This window comes from Haladaptatus rarus, assembly GCF_054177585.1.
Genome location: NZ_JBPEHG010000007.1, coordinates 17,271 through 32,940, shown reverse-complemented (window position 1 = coordinate 32,940; position 15,670 = coordinate 17,271). Strand labels below are relative to the sequence as shown.

16 protein-coding genes are annotated in these 15,670 nt (G+C 61.1%); 10 read left to right on the top strand and 6 right to left on the bottom strand.

The window, feature by feature from the left end:
* The first annotated feature begins 7 nt into the window (after positions 1-7).
* Positions 8-2,008: a DUF460 domain-containing protein gene (locus ACR3FE_RS15825; RefSeq protein WP_458208251.1), complete on the top strand. Its 2,001-nt coding sequence runs from the start codon at positions 8-10 to the stop codon at positions 2,006-2,008.
* A 349-nt stretch (positions 2,009-2,357) separates the two neighbouring features.
* Here the strand turns inward: ACR3FE_RS15825 and ACR3FE_RS15820 are convergent, their stop codons facing one another.
* On the bottom strand, positions 2,358-2,558 hold the full coding sequence (locus ACR3FE_RS15820; RefSeq protein WP_458208249.1) for a hypothetical protein: 201 nt from the start codon (positions 2,556-2,558) through the stop codon (positions 2,358-2,360).
* A gap of 79 nt (positions 2,559-2,637) precedes the next feature.
* Between ACR3FE_RS15820 and ACR3FE_RS15815 the strand changes: the two genes are divergently transcribed.
* On the top strand, positions 2,638-3,615 hold the full coding sequence (locus ACR3FE_RS15815) for a tyrosine--tRNA ligase (RefSeq protein WP_458208247.1): 978 nt from the start codon (positions 2,638-2,640) through the stop codon (positions 3,613-3,615).
* A 29-nt stretch (positions 3,616-3,644) separates the two neighbouring features.
* Here the strand turns inward: ACR3FE_RS15815 and ACR3FE_RS15810 are convergent, their stop codons facing one another.
* Positions 3,645-3,848, bottom strand: a complete 204-nt coding sequence (locus ACR3FE_RS15810; protein WP_458208245.1) for a DUF7470 family protein — start codon at positions 3,846-3,848, stop codon at positions 3,645-3,647.
* 93 nt (positions 3,849-3,941) lie between these two features.
* Between ACR3FE_RS15810 and eif1A the strand changes: the two genes are divergently transcribed.
* From eif1A to thsA, 5 genes are all read left to right on the top strand, one after another.
* The gene (eif1A, locus tag ACR3FE_RS15805; RefSeq protein ID WP_458208244.1) at positions 3,942-4,226 is read left to right on the top strand and encodes a translation initiation factor eIF-1A; all 285 of its coding nucleotides are present in this window, start codon (positions 3,942-3,944) and stop codon (positions 4,224-4,226) included.
* Positions 4,227-4,607: 381 nt separating this feature from the next.
* Positions 4,608-5,273, top strand: coding sequence for a nitroreductase family protein (locus tag ACR3FE_RS15800; protein WP_458208243.1), 666 nt, complete (start codon positions 4,608-4,610; stop codon positions 5,271-5,273).
* 41 nt (positions 5,274-5,314) lie between these two features.
* Positions 5,315-6,178, top strand: a complete 864-nt coding sequence (gene rio1, locus ACR3FE_RS15795; RefSeq protein ID WP_458208241.1) for a serine/threonine-protein kinase Rio1 — start codon at positions 5,315-5,317, stop codon at positions 6,176-6,178.
* 331 nt (positions 6,179-6,509) lie between these two features.
* Positions 6,510-7,058, top strand: coding sequence for a KH domain-containing protein (locus ACR3FE_RS15790; protein ID WP_458208240.1), 549 nt, complete (start codon positions 6,510-6,512; stop codon positions 7,056-7,058).
* Between the two features lie 211 nt (positions 7,059-7,269).
* Positions 7,270-8,934, top strand: coding sequence for a thermosome subunit alpha (gene thsA, locus ACR3FE_RS15785; RefSeq protein ID WP_458208523.1), 1,665 nt, complete (start codon positions 7,270-7,272; stop codon positions 8,932-8,934).
* Positions 8,935-9,325: 391 nt separating this feature from the next.
* Here thsA and lrp read toward each other — a convergent pair whose 3' ends face one another.
* Positions 9,326-9,784, bottom strand: a complete 459-nt coding sequence (lrp, locus tag ACR3FE_RS15780; RefSeq protein WP_458208239.1) for an HTH-type transcriptional regulator Lrp — start codon at positions 9,782-9,784, stop codon at positions 9,326-9,328.
* Positions 9,785-9,908: 124 nt separating this feature from the next.
* Between lrp and glnA the strand changes: the two genes are divergently transcribed.
* Positions 9,909-11,279, top strand: a complete 1,371-nt coding sequence (gene glnA / locus ACR3FE_RS15775) for a type I glutamate--ammonia ligase (protein ID WP_458208238.1) — start codon at positions 9,909-9,911, stop codon at positions 11,277-11,279.
* Here glnA and ACR3FE_RS15770 read toward each other — a convergent pair.
* The 3 genes from ACR3FE_RS15770 to ACR3FE_RS15760 are packed head-to-tail and all read right to left on the bottom strand — an operon-like array spanning position 11,276 to position 14,516.
* Positions 11,276-12,127 carry a phosphatase PAP2 family protein gene (locus ACR3FE_RS15770; RefSeq protein ID WP_458208237.1) on the bottom strand — a complete coding sequence of 284 codons (852 nt, stop codon included), beginning with the start codon at positions 12,125-12,127 and terminating at the stop codon, positions 11,276-11,278. The genes glnA and ACR3FE_RS15770 overlap by 4 nt on opposite strands.
* 2 nt (positions 12,128-12,129) lie before the next feature.
* The gene (locus ACR3FE_RS15765; protein ID WP_458208236.1) at positions 12,130-13,374 is read right to left on the bottom strand and encodes a YihY/virulence factor BrkB family protein; all 1,245 of its coding nucleotides are present in this window, start codon (positions 13,372-13,374) and stop codon (positions 12,130-12,132) included.
* Positions 13,375-13,409: 35 nt separating this feature from the next.
* Entirely contained in the window at positions 13,410-14,516 is a 1,107-nt protein-coding gene (locus tag ACR3FE_RS15760) for a tRNA (guanine(26)-N(2))-dimethyltransferase (RefSeq protein ID WP_458208235.1), read from the bottom strand.
* 381 nt (positions 14,517-14,897) lie between these two features.
* Here ACR3FE_RS15760 and ACR3FE_RS15755 point away from each other — a divergent pair, with 381 nt between their 5' ends.
* Together ACR3FE_RS15755 and ACR3FE_RS15750 are read left to right on the top strand one after the other, a co-directional pair.
* The gene (locus ACR3FE_RS15755; protein WP_458208233.1) at positions 14,898-15,242 is read left to right on the top strand and encodes a hypothetical protein; all 345 of its coding nucleotides are present in this window, start codon (positions 14,898-14,900) and stop codon (positions 15,240-15,242) included.
* 152 nt (positions 15,243-15,394) lie between these two features.
* On the top strand, positions 15,395-15,670 hold the full coding sequence (locus tag ACR3FE_RS15750; protein WP_458208231.1) for a hypothetical protein: 276 nt from the start codon (positions 15,395-15,397) through the stop codon (positions 15,668-15,670).

Sequence of the window (15,670 nt, the reverse complement as noted above, 5' to 3'; positions counted from 1 at the left end):
ACGAACCGTGAGCGAGCGAACGAGTGCTCTCGACGCCCTCGTCTTCGGAGTCGATATCCAAAGCGGGGACGTTCGGGGTGATTCTCCCTCCTACGCGCTCGTCGTCTACGACGGCGAGCAGTTAGACCGCGACGTGGTCTCCTATCGGAAACTTCGGCGACTCATCGAGCGCGACGAACCCGCGCTCGTGGCCACCGACAACATGTACGAACTTGCCGCCGACAAGGATGCCCTCGTCCACTTCCTCCAGGGACTTCCCGATGGAACGCGGCTGGTACAGGTGACCGGCGCGGAGCGACCGGAACCACTCTCGCGGGTCGCGTCCCGACACGGCGTCCCCTACGGAAAAGAACCGATGCACGAAGCAGAGGCGGCCGCCCGCCTCGCCGCGATGAACGTCGGCTACGAGGTGTCGGCGTTCACCGACACCACCCGCGTCAAGGTGTCTCGCGGGCGTTCGACCGGGAAAGGTGGCTGGAGTGAAGACCGCTACACGCGGCGAATCCACGGCTCCGTGAAGGAGTGTACCCGCGATGTGGAGTCGGAGATTCGAAGCGCCGGACTCGACTACGAGCGCGAGGTGACCGAGAAGTACGGTGGCTACGCGAACGCTGTCTTCGAAGTGGAAGCCCGCCCCGAAGATATCCCCGTCTCGTCTCTGCGCTCGGGTGACGTGCGCGTCGAAATCGAGCGGCTTCGCCGAGACGGCATCGAGTTCGAACCCCTCGTCAAGCGCAGGGACCACGTCATCGTCGGCATCGACCCAGGAACGACGACGGCGGTCGCGCTGACCGACCTCGACGGCACCCTGCTCGACGTATGGAGTACGCGAACCGCCGACACTGCCGACGTGATCAAGTGGATAATCGAGCGCGGGCGGCCAATCGTCGTCGCGGCTGACGTGACGCCGATGCCCGAGACGGTGGAGAAGATTCGCCGGAGCTTCGACGCCGCCCCGTGGACGCCAGTGAACGACCTCCCGATAGACGAGAAACAGCATCGAACGCGGAACGACGACTACGACAACGACCACGAGCGCGACGCGATGGCGGCCGCACTGTTCGCGTTCGACGGTCACGAAGACCAGTTCCAGCGCATCGCTCGGAAGGTTCCCGCACAGATGAGCCGGGGGGACGTGACCGCCCGCGTGGTCGCGGGCGAAGAGAGTGTCGAAGCGGTGCTCGCGGACCTCTCCGACGATCCAGAACCCGAAGACGACGAACCGGAACACACGGTTCGTGAACTCTCCGCCGAGGAGAAGCGGATCAAGCAACTCGAATCGCAGGTCGAACGCTTGCAGTCACACGTCGACGACTTGCGCGAGACCGTCGAGACGAAAGACGAGCGGATCGAGGAACTGGACGACAAGCTCACCGAAGCCCGACAAGAAGAGCGCCGGAAGGCCCGTGAGCGGCGGGAGATATCGCGGCTCGAACGAGAGAACGACCGACTGGAGCGGGAACTCGAAGAGCGGGATGAGGCAGTGGCGGAACTCGAAGGCAAACTCGCCCGTCTCAAGGAACTGTGGAAACTCGACCACTCGAACTTCAGCGACGTGGCCGAGAAGAAAGCCGGACTCGTCGCCGTCAAACCCATCGACAAGTTCACCAACGACGCCATCGACGCGGCCCACGAGAGTTACGGACTCGCGGAGGACGACGTGATCTACCTCCGCGATGCGAGTGGTGCTGGGCGTTCGACCGCCGAGCGACTGGCTGACATCGACCCTCGCGTCGTGCTCAAGGCGGGTGGCATCTCGGACGTGGCAGACAAGGTGCTGTTCGAACACGAGATTCCGGTCGGCCCGGCGAGCGAGGTGACGATCCAGGAGGTGGACGAACTCGCCGTGGCACGCAAGTCGGAAGTCGAGGCAGTCATCGACGATTGGCACGAAAGAGCGGACGAGCGACGGAAAGAAGAGAAGACCGAACAACTCGACCAACTTATCAGCGAACACCGTGCCGAGCGCCGGGCGAACGAGCGTCAGTCGTCTTCGTACGGAAACTAGTTCTACGGCCCGTTCTCCAATGTCCGTTCGTTCGTCAGTTCGGTGGTACTCCAGAGGAGAGCACCGCATATAACGAGGAAAAACCCGACGAATCCGAGCAGGTACGTAGTTTCGACGTAGCACGTTCTCCCTCCGAGTGTGTGCTGGATTTCCGACGCACGGAACACACCGATATGGGGGCTTTGGTTCCGTCCAACCGCCGGTATACAACCACTAGTTGGTCCGGTTGCTATTGCCCCACCGACCAGGAGCGTTCCAACGACGACCAACCAGAACCCGACACGCGTCGACCGTTTCACGGTGTCCATTTTCTATCGAAGATCGTAGGGTTTCCGTTCCGTGTGCCGCATCAACTCATCCATTCCCCCGTGAGCGTCCGCAAGACGCTCAGCCCCCAGATAACGACGCCGAAGCCGACCATCAGTATCGCTGCGTACAACAGGGCGTACTCGTTCGTCGTGGTACCGAGGTCCTGCCCGAAGCGAATTGCAGGATACAATGCGAGGCCACCGACGACGACCAGCCAGAGTCCGATCCGTGTCGCGTTCATACTCCGCGTTTCGTCCCCGCCGACTTGTTCCTTGTCCAATGACGTAACCCTAAAGCCAGTGAACCATCTTTTTCCGCTCATGGATACCTACGAGCTAATCTCCCGGAATGCCGAGGAGTTAGTGACCGAGGACGAGGTACGCGAACTCGCAGATGACCCCGACGGAAAACGCGCCTACGTCGGCTACGAGCCCTCAGGGGTGCTCCACATCGGGCACATGCTCGGTGCGAACAAGCTCATCGACTTGCAGGAAGCCGGGTTCGAGATCGTCATCCTGCTCGCGGACGTTCACGCCTACCTGAACGACAAAGGGACGTTCGAGGAGATCCGCGAGACGGCAGACCGAATGAAAGAGCAGTTCATCGCCTACGGACTGAACGAAGAGAACACGGAGTTTCGGCTCGGCTCCGAGTTCCAGATGGACGACGATTACGTGCTCGACCTGCATTCGCTGGAACTGGAGACGACGCTCAATCGCGCCAAGCGTGCGATGGCTGAGATCCAGAGCGGCGAATCGACGAAGGTCTCGCAGGCCGTCTACCCGCTGATGCAGGCGCTGGACATCGTCTACCTCGATCTGGATCTCGCTATCGGTGGGATGGAACAGCGGAAAGTCCACATGCTTGCCCGCGATACCCTCCCGAGCATCGGCTACGACGCGCCGACATGCCTCCACACACCACTCATCGCAGAACTCTCGTCGGGTGAAGGCAAGATGTCTTCGAGCGAGGGCGTCACCATCTCGATGGAGGATTCGACCGAGGACATCGAGGAGAAGGTCAACTCGGCGTTCTGCCCGCCGACCCGCGACCCCGAGGGTGACCTCGAAAACCCCGTCCTCCAGATCTTCGAGTACCACGTCTTCCCGCGCTTCGAGCGCGTCGTGGTCGAGCGCCCCGAGAAGTACGGTGGCAATCTGGAGTACGACGATTACGATTCACTCGCCGTCGATCTGGAGAGCGGCGAACTGCACCCGGCAGACGCCAAGGGCGCGCTGGCGACGTACCTGGACGAACTCATCGCGCCGGGGCGTGAGAAGATTCGACAGATGAAGTGAACGGTAGTGAGCGGAGCGTAACTCGTTTTCTACTCGTATCCGCCACCCATCATTCCAGCCATTCCGAAGCTCTCCAGGAGGCCAGACAGGAGTCCCCACGCTGTCAGGACGAACCCGACGACGACGAGACCGATTCCTGCGGCGATGATGAGACTTTCCATGGCGATGACACCGATACCACCGATGAGAACGAGCAGACCGACGATGCCTTTCGCACCGAGTTTTCCGAACATAGCGCGGAGTGTGTCCGGAACTGCCTTAAAAGTGGCAGTTGCGATGGGACAGGGGACGGCGGATTTAAACGTGTCCCGTGCAAATACTGAGACATGAGTGACAACAGCGGACGGAAAAACCTCCGTATGCCAGACGACGACGAGGTTTTCGCTACCGTCACGAACATGCTCGGTGCGAACCGCGTGAAAGTACGCTGTGCAGATGGCAAAGAACGAACCGCCCGAATCCCGGGGAAGATGCAAAAACGCATCTGGATTCGAGAGGACGATATCGTGCTCGTCGAGCCGTGGGACTGGCAAGACGAGAAGGCCGACATCAAGTGGCGCTACGACAAACAACAGGCCGATCAGCTTCGAGAAGAAGGGCATATACAATAGCACCTTTTTCTGCGGTCGGGAGGCGAGACGAACGCCGCGCGGCGTTCGTCTCGGCCCGCCTCCCTGGAAAAACCTGCATCAAAAACCGTCGTCACCCCGCTTCCGGGGGTTCCTCGGCCCGGAAAATCGAAGATTTTCCGGTGAACCGCTAGCTCTCTGGCGGCTGTGTCACTTGTCGACCTCTGGTGGTTGTGTCACCTGCCGATCTCCGGTGGTTGTCTCATCGGCCCTCCTTCCAGTTTCTCCGTTTTGGGTCATCTCTCGCCGTCGTTTTCGACCAGTTCGAATCGAGTCAACAGTTTCGAGTCGTTACCACACCTCAATCGGAAAGTGCCGCCGTTTTCCGGCTTCGGTTAACTGCGGAGTCCCTGTTTTTGGTGTATGTCTGGTGAACTCACCTTCGAAGAGCGTGACGTGGAACACGACGCAGCGTTTCCCGACGCCATCGAGGCACTCCAAACTCGTCGGTCGAGCCACAACTTCGATCCCGAGTCGGTTATCTCCGACGAGACGCTCGAAGAGTTGATCCGGGATGCGGCGCTCGCCCCCTCGTCGTACAACCTCCAACCGTGGGAGTTCGTGGTCGTGCAGGACGACGAGCGACTGGACGAAGTGGTCGATATCGCCTACGGGCAGGAACATCTCCGAGAGGCGGGCACCGCCATCCTCGTCGTCGGGCACACCGACGCGAAGACGGCAGACCGTGTCTTCGAGGAGTGGGTCGATGCCGGTCGGATGGACAGGGAGGCCGCAGAGCAGACGAAAGCGCAGTCGGTCGAGATGTACGACGACGACCGATTCGGGCGGGATTTCGCGATCCGAAACGCCTCCCTCGCGGCGGAGAATCTATTGCTCTCCGCGCACGCACGCGGGCTGGCCGCGACGCCGATGATCGGGTTCGATCAAGATCGCATCGCCGAGTTCCTGGACCTGCCGGACGACGAGATACCGGTGATGCTCATCGCGGTCGGGCCGAGTGGCGGTGAGGAGTCGGTGCGGCTCCCTCGGCGGTCGGTCGACGAGATTCTGCACCGAGAGACGTACTGACGGGCCACGCTTTTACCCCTCCTCCACATAGACGGGACTAGATGAACGAGGAGTACGGATTGCTCGACCAGGAGAACACGGAGGCTCCCGGCGACGAGTGGGAGGAGATCGACGTTTCCGACACCGAAGCCGACCGGATCGCACGCCGCCGTGACCGCGAGTTCAACCAGTTCCGAAAACGGGTCAAAGACTCCGACCAGTTCAAAGTCGAGCAGTCCGTCTTCGACGACGCAACCCTCGCCGCACTCTACAAACTCGTTCAAGACGACTACGTTCAGGCGTTCGGTGGCCCGATCTCGTCAGGGAAGGAGGCGACCGTCTACAATGCACTGGGCGACGACGAACACGAGGAGGTCGCGGTCAAGATCTACCGCATCAACGCCAGCAACTTCCGCGACATGCGGGAGTATCTCGTCGGCGACCCGCGATTCGAGGAACTCGGCGGGGACAAGAAGCGAGTCGTCATCGCGTGGGTTCGAAAGGAGTTCGCCAACCTCAAACGCGCCCAGAAAGCCGGGGTTCGCGTTCCGGAACCCATCGCAGTCCAGCGAAACGTCCTCGTGATGGAGTTCATGGGCAACGACGGCAGACGCGCGCCTACGCTCGCGGACGCGCGACTCGAAAACCCGGAAACTGCCTACGGTGTCGTACGGGAGTACATGCGCCGACTGTACGACGCGGGCCTCGTCCACGGCGACCTCTCGGAGTACAATATCCTCGTCAGCGACGGCGAACTCTGTATCATCGACGTGGGGCAGGCGGTGACGTTCCACCACCCGAACAGCGACGAGTTCCTCACCCGTGACTGTGCGAACATCGCCTCCTTCTTCCAGCGACAGGGGATCGACATCCACGGTGACGAACTCGAAGCGTGGATTCGGGAGAACGCCGACCCCGATAAGTAGTCCCTGCGGAATTTCCTCGGCGACGAAACTCCACGGTCGACAGCGAATGAGTACCACGATCGAGCGATAAGCCTGCGACGCAACCGCCAGAAATCAGCAGATGACACGACCACCAGGGGCTAGCGCGCCCTCTGCGAGTGAAGGAGCGTAGCGACTGAGCAAGTGGGCCGAGGAGCGACCATCGGGAGCGACGAGTGCTTTTGGTCGAGCTTTTACAGGGAGCCGTCAGAAGCGACGGCGGTCGTCGCTTCTGACCGCGACCGTCGTAAAAGGTCGTGGCTAAAAGGTCGTTAGGGAAGGGCTTAAACCGCGTCGGGTGGTAGAAATTTCCATGAAGCACGTGACGATTCCGCAGGACCGAATTGGTGTTCTCATCGGTGAAGGTGGTGAAACGATGCGCGAGATCGAGAGCCGTGCTGAGGTGCGCCTCGATATCGACTCCGACGACGGGGCTGTTCGCGTCGAGCAGACCGGAGACCCGGTTCGCGGGCTGAAAGCGCCGGAGATCGTCAAAGCGATCGGTCGCGGGTTCGCTCCGGAAGACGCCCTGGCCCTGCTCGAAGACGACCTGATGCTGTTCGACCTCGTCGACATCGACGCCGCCGCCCGGAACAAGAACGACCTCCAACGACAGAAAGGCCGACTCATCGGTGAGAACGGTCGAACGCGCCAACTGATGGAGGAACTGACGGGTGCCGACGTGGTCATCTACGGGACGACGCTCGGTGTCATCGGCCAGCCACAACAGGTCGAGGTCGTCCGAAGCGCCGCCGAGATGATCCTCGACGGTGCGCCACACGGTGCGGTGTACTCGTTCCTCGAACGCAAGCGCAACGAGATGAAGCGCCAGGGGATGGAGTACCACCAGTACACCGGCTGAGACGGTTCTCCAGTCCACCACCTGTCAAGTCGTACCAGTCCACTGCCTGACCCGTTCCACCGATCCACCTGCCCCCGTTTTCACTTATAAATACTTCGTTGACATTCACTAGCAATCGCCAGCGTCCGGCGTTTGTGGTGGGTTCGCAAACTCCTTCAGAAAGGTTTATATAGAATCGCAATCAACGAATCTGATGACTATGTCACAGCCAATGGGTAATCAGCCCCTTATCGTCCTTTCGGAGGACAGCCAGCGAACCTCCGGGCGCGACGCCCAGTCCATGAACATCACCGCCGGAAAGGCGGTTGCAGAGGCCGTACGCACCACACTCGGCCCGAAAGGGATGGACAAGATGCTCGTCGATTCGATGGGCGACGTCGTCGTCACGAACGACGGTGTCACCATCCTCAAAGAGATGGACATCGAGCACCCGGCGGCCAACATGGTCGTCGAAGTGGCCGAGACCCAGGAGGACGAAGTCGGTGACGGAACGACCAGTGCCGTCGTCGTCGCGGGTGAACTGCTCCAGAAAGCTGAAGATCTCCTCGAACAGGACATCCACGCGACCACGCTCGCACAAGGATATCGTCAGGCCGCCGAGAAGGCCAAGGAAGTCCTCGAAGACATCGCGATCGACGTCGCCGCGGACGACGCCGAGTACCTCCAGAAGATCGCCGCCACGGCGATGACCGGCAAGGGCGCAGAGAGCGCCAAAGACCACCTCTCCGAACTCGTCGTCGATGCTGTCCTGAGCGTCGCCGACGACGAAGGTATCGACACGGACAACATCAAAGTCGAGAAGGTCGTCGGTGGCACCATCGACAACTCCGAACTCGTCGAAGGCGTCATCATCGACAAAGAGCGCGTCCACGACAACATGCCGTACTTCGCCGAGGACGCCGACGTCGCCCTCATCGACGGCGCACTCGAGATCAAGGAAACGGAGATTGACGCCGAGGTCAACGTCACTGACCCCGACCAGCTCCAGCAGTTCCTCGACCAGGAAGAGAAACAGCTCCGTGACATGGTGGACACGCTGGTCGATGTCGGTGCAGACGTCGTCTTCGTCGACGGCGGCATCGACGACATGGCCCAGCACTTCCTCGCACAGGAAGGCATCCTCGCCGTCCGCCGTGCGAAGTCCAGCGACATGGAGAAACTGGCCCGCGCGACGGGTGCTCGCCTCGTGAGCAACGTCGACGACGTCACCGAAGACGACCTTGGCTTCGCCGGAAGCGTCGCCCAGAAGGACGTCGGCGGCGACCAGCGCATCTTCGTCGAAGAAGTCGAAGAGGCCAAATCCGTCAGTCTCATCCTCCGTGGCGGTACGGAACACGTCGTGGACGAAGTCGAGCGCGCGATCGAGGACAGCCTCGGTGTCGTTCGCGTCACGCTCGAAGACGGCAAAGTACTCCCCGGCGGTGGCGCACCCGAGACCGAACTCGCTCTCGCACTGCGCGACTACGCGGACAGCGTCGGTGGCCGCGAACAACTGGCAGTCGAAGCGTTCGCCGACACGCTCGAGATCATCCCGCGCACGCTCGCCGAGAACGCGGGTCTCGACCCCATCGACTCGCTCGTCGACCTGCGTAGCAAGCACGACGCTGGCAACACCACCGCAGGCCTCGACGCCTACACTGGCGACATCGTCGACATGGAAGAAGACGGCGTCGTCGAACCGCTCCGCGTGAAGACGCAGGCTGTGGAGAGCGCAACCGAAGCGGCCGTCATGCTCCTCCGCATCGACGACGTCATCGCAGCGGGCGAACTCAAGGGTGGCAGCAGCGACGACGATGACGAAGGCGGCGCACCCGGCGGTGCCCCCGGCGGCATGGGTGGCATGGGTGGTATGGGTGGCATGGGCGGCGCGATGTAAGATCGGCCAACGACCGATCTCCATCGACCCCCATCGACCGTCGACCGTCGCTCGGAATCGTCCGGGCGTGACTGTGTGACGCCCGGTTCGCTCACACCCTCACGTCGCAGCCGCACTGCTTTCGACCGATCTCCCATTTTATCGGACCGTTCTCCCGTTTGAGACTCGTACCCGTCGCTACCTACTGTTCGAGTTCGACGGCTATCTACCCGAGTTCGAAATCATCATCGGGTTCGACAGTCGTCGTCGGATTCGACGGCCCCCGCCGTGTTCATTTCGAGCGTCGATGGTAGAAGGTGGTTCGAAGCAGAAATCGCAAATGCGGCGATGGCTCGGTGCCGCGACGATATCGTGACCGAGTCGATTCCATCCGTGCCTTACGCACTTTTGGTCATTCGTCCACTTCGAGTTTGAACTGTTCGTGCTCGCTCGGCGCGTTCAGCACGACGCTCGTGTTGCTCTCTTTGATGTCCGGGTCGATGAGGAGCGTCTTGATCTGCTCGTTCATCCCGTCCGTGTCGCGGAACTTCCCGATGGCGATGATGTCGTAATCTCCAGTCACTTCGTAAACACTTATCATCTGGTCGTGGTCCTGGAGTCGGTCGGTCACCTCAAGGAGCGCGTTTCCTTCGACCTTCAGTTGGATGATCGCCGTCACATCGTATCCCAGTGCGTCGTAATCGACGCGCGGAGTGTACCCCTGGATGACGCCTTTGTCTTCGAGATCTGTCAGATGATTCGAGATCGTCGTCACCGATACGTCTAGCTTCTCGGCGAGGCTTCGCAAACTTGCACGACCATCACCAAGTAGCTCGTTCACCAGTTTTGCATCCAGATTTTCGTACGTCATTACACCAACCAAGCCGCTCCTCACATTAGAATTTAACGAATATCCAATTCTGGGCAAAAATTGCACAATTGACCAACCGTTACTGTTTTAATGGTGGATGTATTTGCATACGGTGTCGATAAAGATGACGGATGGAAATATTGCCACCGAAAAAGAGGCAGGCTTGTCCAAGGAAGAACAGGAGGTTCTCGATACACTCGAACGTGAGAACGTCGACTTCGTTCGTCTGCAGTTCACCGACATCACGGGGACGGTCAAGAACGTCAGCATCCCGGCCCACCAGGTCGAAAAGGCGTTCGACGAAGGTATCTGGTTCGACGGTTCGTCTATCGAAGGATTCGCTCGTATCCAGGAAAGCGACATGCGGCTCGAACCCGACCCATCGACGTTCGCCGTCCTGCCATGGCGCTCGGATGGCGACACCGCGAGTGCCCGCCTCATCTGTGACGTGGTGAACACCGACGGCACGCCGTTCGCTGGTGGTCCACGGCAGGTCTTGAAGCGCGTCCTCGCAGAAGCCGAGGAGATGGGCTACACCGTCAGTATCGGCCCGGAACCCGAGTTCTTCCTGTTCGAAAAAGACGACGAAGGGAAGGCGACGACCATCCCTCACGACTCCGGTGGCTACTTCGACCTTGCACCGAAGGACATGGCGAGCGACGTGCGTCGGGAGGTCATCTTCACGCTGGAGCAGATGGGATTCGAGATCGAGGCCAGCCACCACGAGGTCGCGGATGGCCAGCACGAGATCAACTTCAAATACGACGACGCGCTCTCCGCGGCGGACAACATCGCCACCTTCCGCGCCGTGGTTCGTGCCGTCGCCGAACAGAACGATATCCACGCGACGTTCATGCCGAAACCCATCGCCGAGATCAACGGGTCGGGCATGCACGCACACATCAGCCTCTTCGACGAGGACGGCAACGCCTTCGCCGACGATGACGACGAGTTCAACCTCTCCCAGACCGCCTACTACTTCATGGGTGGTGTGCTCGAACACGCCGAAGCGTTCACCGCGATCACCAACCCGACCATCAACTCCTACAAGCGTCTCATCCCCGGCTACGAAGCCCCCGTCTACATCGCGTGGAGCGACGTGAACCGCTCGGCGCTCATCCGCGTCCCGGACGCCGCCGGAACGAGTTCCCGGTTCGAGATCCGGAGCCCCGACCCGTCGTGCAACCCCTACCTCGCACTGGCCGTCATCATCAAGGCTGGTCTGAACGGCATCGAAAATAAAACCGACCCCGGCAAGCCCGTTCGTGACGACATCTACGAGTTCGACGAGGAAAAGCGGGAAGAACACGGCATCACGATGCTTCCCGGACGCCTCATGGAAGCGCTGGATGCACTCAAAGAGGACGACGTCGTCCGCGAAGCCCTCGGCGAGCACGTCACCGAGAAGTTCATCAAAGCCAAGCGCTCCGAGTACGAAGAGTACAAGATGTACGTCACCGGCTGGGAGAAAGAGAAGTACTTGGAGAAGTTCTAACTCTCGATCTCTCGATCGCTGGTCTCTTTCTCACCCGCGATCTTCGGATACGCTAACATCCCACCCTGGACGATAGCGTTGATGCCGAAAACCGCGACCAGCGGTAGTGGCCATTCGAGTCCGAGGTAGGAGAGCCCGCCGAGTGAGAGGAGTCCGACCACCACTTTGGGAGCACTGACACCCTCGTTCGGTGGGCCGAGCGCCATCCACGTCAGAAGTGCGCCGGTCGTCCCACCGAGAGCGGCGATGGAATCGAAGCGCAATCCGACCGTCCCGGTGGCCGACGACGAGAACGCGATCAGTACTGCCGCGAGCGCACTGACGACGGCGAGTGCGAACGCCGCAACCGGTCGTCGATCCAACCCCTTCACGACGATGGCGAGGTAGGCAACACCGACCACGACGCCGACCAGGACATCGACCGCGAAGTGAACGCCGAGGACGAGACGTGACAGCGCGACGAGCGCGACGACGACTCCTGCTCCCGTCACTCGCAGCCACGTTTTCCAGCGATCTATCGTCACCGCGAGCGCCCCCCAGAAGACGGTCGAACCGATGGCGTGGCCACTGGGATACCCGTAGCCGCTCGCGTGGACGAACTGGAGCGCGTGCGGCGGGCGCGGACGCGCGAAGAATCCTTTCAGTGCGAGCGTGAGCGAGAGTCCACCCAACGTCGCGGCGATGACGAAGCCGAACCGTTCGCGGTCGTCACCGAACCAGTACAGCAGCGCGCCGATGAGAAAGAGCAACCAGGCATCGCCCAACTGTGTGACGAACACGAACAGCTCCCGAACCCATATCGGCAACAGTTCCCGAAGTGCTTCGACGATTCCCCAGCCCCTGGTCATGGTTACGAACGCCAGTCTCGGATGCGCCCGCCGACGCGCGCCGGAGCACCCACCGCGCTGACACCGAATCCGACGAGCACCATCAGGGTGTACAGCCCCAGCGTCGAGAGCCAGATGACCAGCATCGCGGCGATAGCCCACCCGCCTTCGAGATACCGGAACGCGCCGACGGTCATTATGGTTCCGTACAAGAGAACGAGATACGGACCCCAGCCTCGCGCGTGTCCGCGGCGCATACGCTTGCGGACGTACCGCTTTAGCTCCGATTCGAGTTCGGGTTTCTGAACGGTGCGCTCGTCGACATCGTGCTCGAACTCCTCGAACTCCGAGCGAAGACGTTCTACGTCGTCGTGCAACTCGAGGATGTCCGGTGCGGACTGCTCTGTATCGTCGTTCATGTGCTCCCCTCGGTCTTCCTGCTGTCTTTTCTTGGTTTCTCCCGTGTCTTTAGTTTTCCTGTAGCCACGTCCAGCGAGGACGGCGTTCACGACCGCACCCAGCAGGAGGACGATGGCACCCAGATAGAGCCACGTAACGAGCAAGAGCGCACCCCCGAGCACGCCGTAGGCGGAGAACTGAGCGGCTGAATCGACGTACACCTGAAACCCGACCTGCAAGGCGGTCCAGCCGACCGTCGCCAGCACGGCACCGGGAATCGCCTCTCGGGCCGTGACGCCAGCGTCCGGGAAGAAGTAGTACAGAGGGAAGAACACCGGCACGAGTGCGAGGAGGAGGACGAGCGAGGCGAGCGCCCCCGCGAACGGAATCCAGGAGAGAAAGGAGAGCACGAGACTGACGAGCGCGACACCCCCGACTGCGAGCGCGATGACGACCAGTACGACGAGGGCGTCGCGCACCGTTTCGATGAACGTCTCGTCCGGATAGATGCCGTAGGCCCGCGAGAACGCTTCGTCGAGACCGCGAAACACTTTGAGGGTGCTCCACGTCAGGACGAGACTCCCGACGAGGGTCGCACCGCCACGGCCCGAGGCGCTGGAGAGGGCTTCCTGCACGGTGTCTCGCGCCTCGGGCGAGAGAAAGCTCTGGACGATCCGAACCACGTCCTCGGCGAACGCGTCGCCACCGACGAACGACGCGAGCGCCAGTGCCAGCAGCATAGCCGGGAGGATCGAGACGAAGGCGTAGTAGGCGATGCTGGCCGCGAGAAACGTTATCTCCTGCTCGCGTGCCCGTAAAACGATCGCGCGTGCTGTCGCTCCTGCGCGCGCTGGTGCTCCGAGATTCACAGAAAGTATTTCGTCGAAACCCACTAAAAATTTCGCTACGATCGCGTCGCGTCTCGGATCTCCGCGACGCTCGCAGGCGTCTTGAACGTCGTTCCGCCGTAGTGCGTGCGAGAGGCGTCGTAGCCCGCAGCTCGTAGGCGAGTCAGGAACTCGTCCATCCCGGAGGCAGACCGCGTCCACTCCTTGCAGAGGCGATGCTGGTCGTAATGCGTCGGTTCGTGGAGTTCGTCTTCGAGCGCGTTCAGGAGCTTCGTGGCACGTTTCGCGGTTCCCATCTCCTCTGTCACCTCTTCACGGACGCTAGTGACGAACTCGGCGTCGTGGGTCGCGCCGAGCCAGACCGGGCCTGCGGTGACGACACGATTGCTCTCGCAGGCCGGGCAGGTCTCGAAGGGGTCGGCGACGAGTCCGTAGTCGTACTCGCGGTGGAGGCAATCCTCACAGTGGTAGAGGTGACCCAGTTCGTCGACGACGGCGTTCGCGTCGGTCGCGCTGTGGTCGAGTTCGAGGTAGGTTCGGACGTAGTGGTTCGTCGCGTGCGTGAGCAGGGGCGTGACACCTGCGTCGTAGCGTGCGGCGGTGCGCGCGAGCGCGGAGAGGAGGATGCGAACGCCCATCTCGGCGTGATAGTCGGTGTTTCGCGGGATGGCGCTGTACTTTCTGACCCCGCTGTGGAAGTGCGCGCCACAGAGCGGGGCGGTGTCGGTCGCCGTGACACAGACGAGGTCGCGCGTGTTGGCGAACGCGGCGTCGACGAAGGGGATGGGCGTCCCGAAGGGGTCGATGTCCACCACGTCGAACACCGATTCGTGCATGAGCGCGTTGGCGTTCCGGTGGACGACTTCCCCCGAGAGGTCGTTGTGTGCGAAATTCTCGCGGCAGAGTTCCACCGCCTCGGGGTCGATGTCCGCGCAGGTCACGTCCCACTCGTTCGCGGCGGCGCGAACCCCACGGATGCCCGAGGCGGCCATCGCATCGAGGTAGCTCTCCGCTCGCGGTTCGCGGTCGCGGTAGGTTCGCAGGACGGCCACCGTCAAGTCGCGGTTCAGCTCCTGTACCGGGTTGAAGAACACGTCGTCGGTGATGCTGTCGCCGTCCTGTTCCGGGACGATCACCTCGACTCCTCCTTCGCGGACGTTCATACCCTGGCGTCGGAGTTGCGGCGCGAAAAGGGATGCGGGTTCGATCGCGACGAAGCTGGTGGGAAACGTCTCAGTACGGTGGAGAGCACGGCTTTGCTCAGCCAGCAGCAACGAACTCGACACGACCAAGATCGATTTCAACGCGGTAAGCGACGACTCACTCTGCCAGTACGTTTCAGTATCTTTCAGTACATTTCAGTACAAACCGAATCGTCTCGCGGTTTCTCGACCGAAACTCGGTCATCGCTTTGGAAACTTCGACGTCGAGGCGAACTTCTACTCGGTACCGGAACGAGTTTATTTCGCCCCTTCGAATCGATGGCCCGTGCGTTCCATGCGTCGCCCGGTTCGTCGTGACTGCCCGTTCGCGGAGGTGACACTGTGAACGCCGTCGAGCAGTGGCAGGCCGAACTGGCCGACGACGGAACCCTCACACCGGCGGTCGTCCAGCGCATCCTCTCGGTTCACGACGACCGGGGACGGCAGGCCATCGAGGCGGTCTCCGAGCGACGGGTCAAGGAGTACCGGGATTTCGTGGTCGTCGTCGGATTCGAGGACGAGTACATCGTCGAGGATGGCTGTACGTGCCGAGATAGCGAGTACAATCTCGACCCCGACGACCCCACGGCGCTGTGCTGGCACGTGCTCGCCGCCGAGATCGCGTGCCGTATCGATGCGGTCGACCACCACGACATGTGGTACTCGGACGTCCGCGAATTCCTCTGATTCTCGACGAGCGCGTGCCCGCCCGGTCGAATGGACTGATTCTGGAGCTACCTTACTGAATAGCGCGGTGGTTTCAGGACGGCGAGTGCGGCTTCAAGAGAAGTTGGTGTGTTTGGTTCGTCGGTTACGCCGTAATCGGTGCGTCTGCCGTGATGGGCGCGTCTGCCGTAATCGGGCCTGTGATCGGCGCGGCTGCGGTGATCGGCGCATCGGCCGTGATCGGTCCTGTGATTGGTGCGTCTTGGGTTATCGGTGCCGCCATCGCTCCGCTGGTGAAGGCGAGTCCCAGTACGACAAAACCACACAAGATTCCAAATAGTTTCGATTTCATTGTTCTCACTTTTTTGGCATTGCTGCCAATCTACGGCACATCACGAAGTTATTTAATAGTAGTGGTTGATGTTTTTAACTTCTCTCAGGCTTTCTAA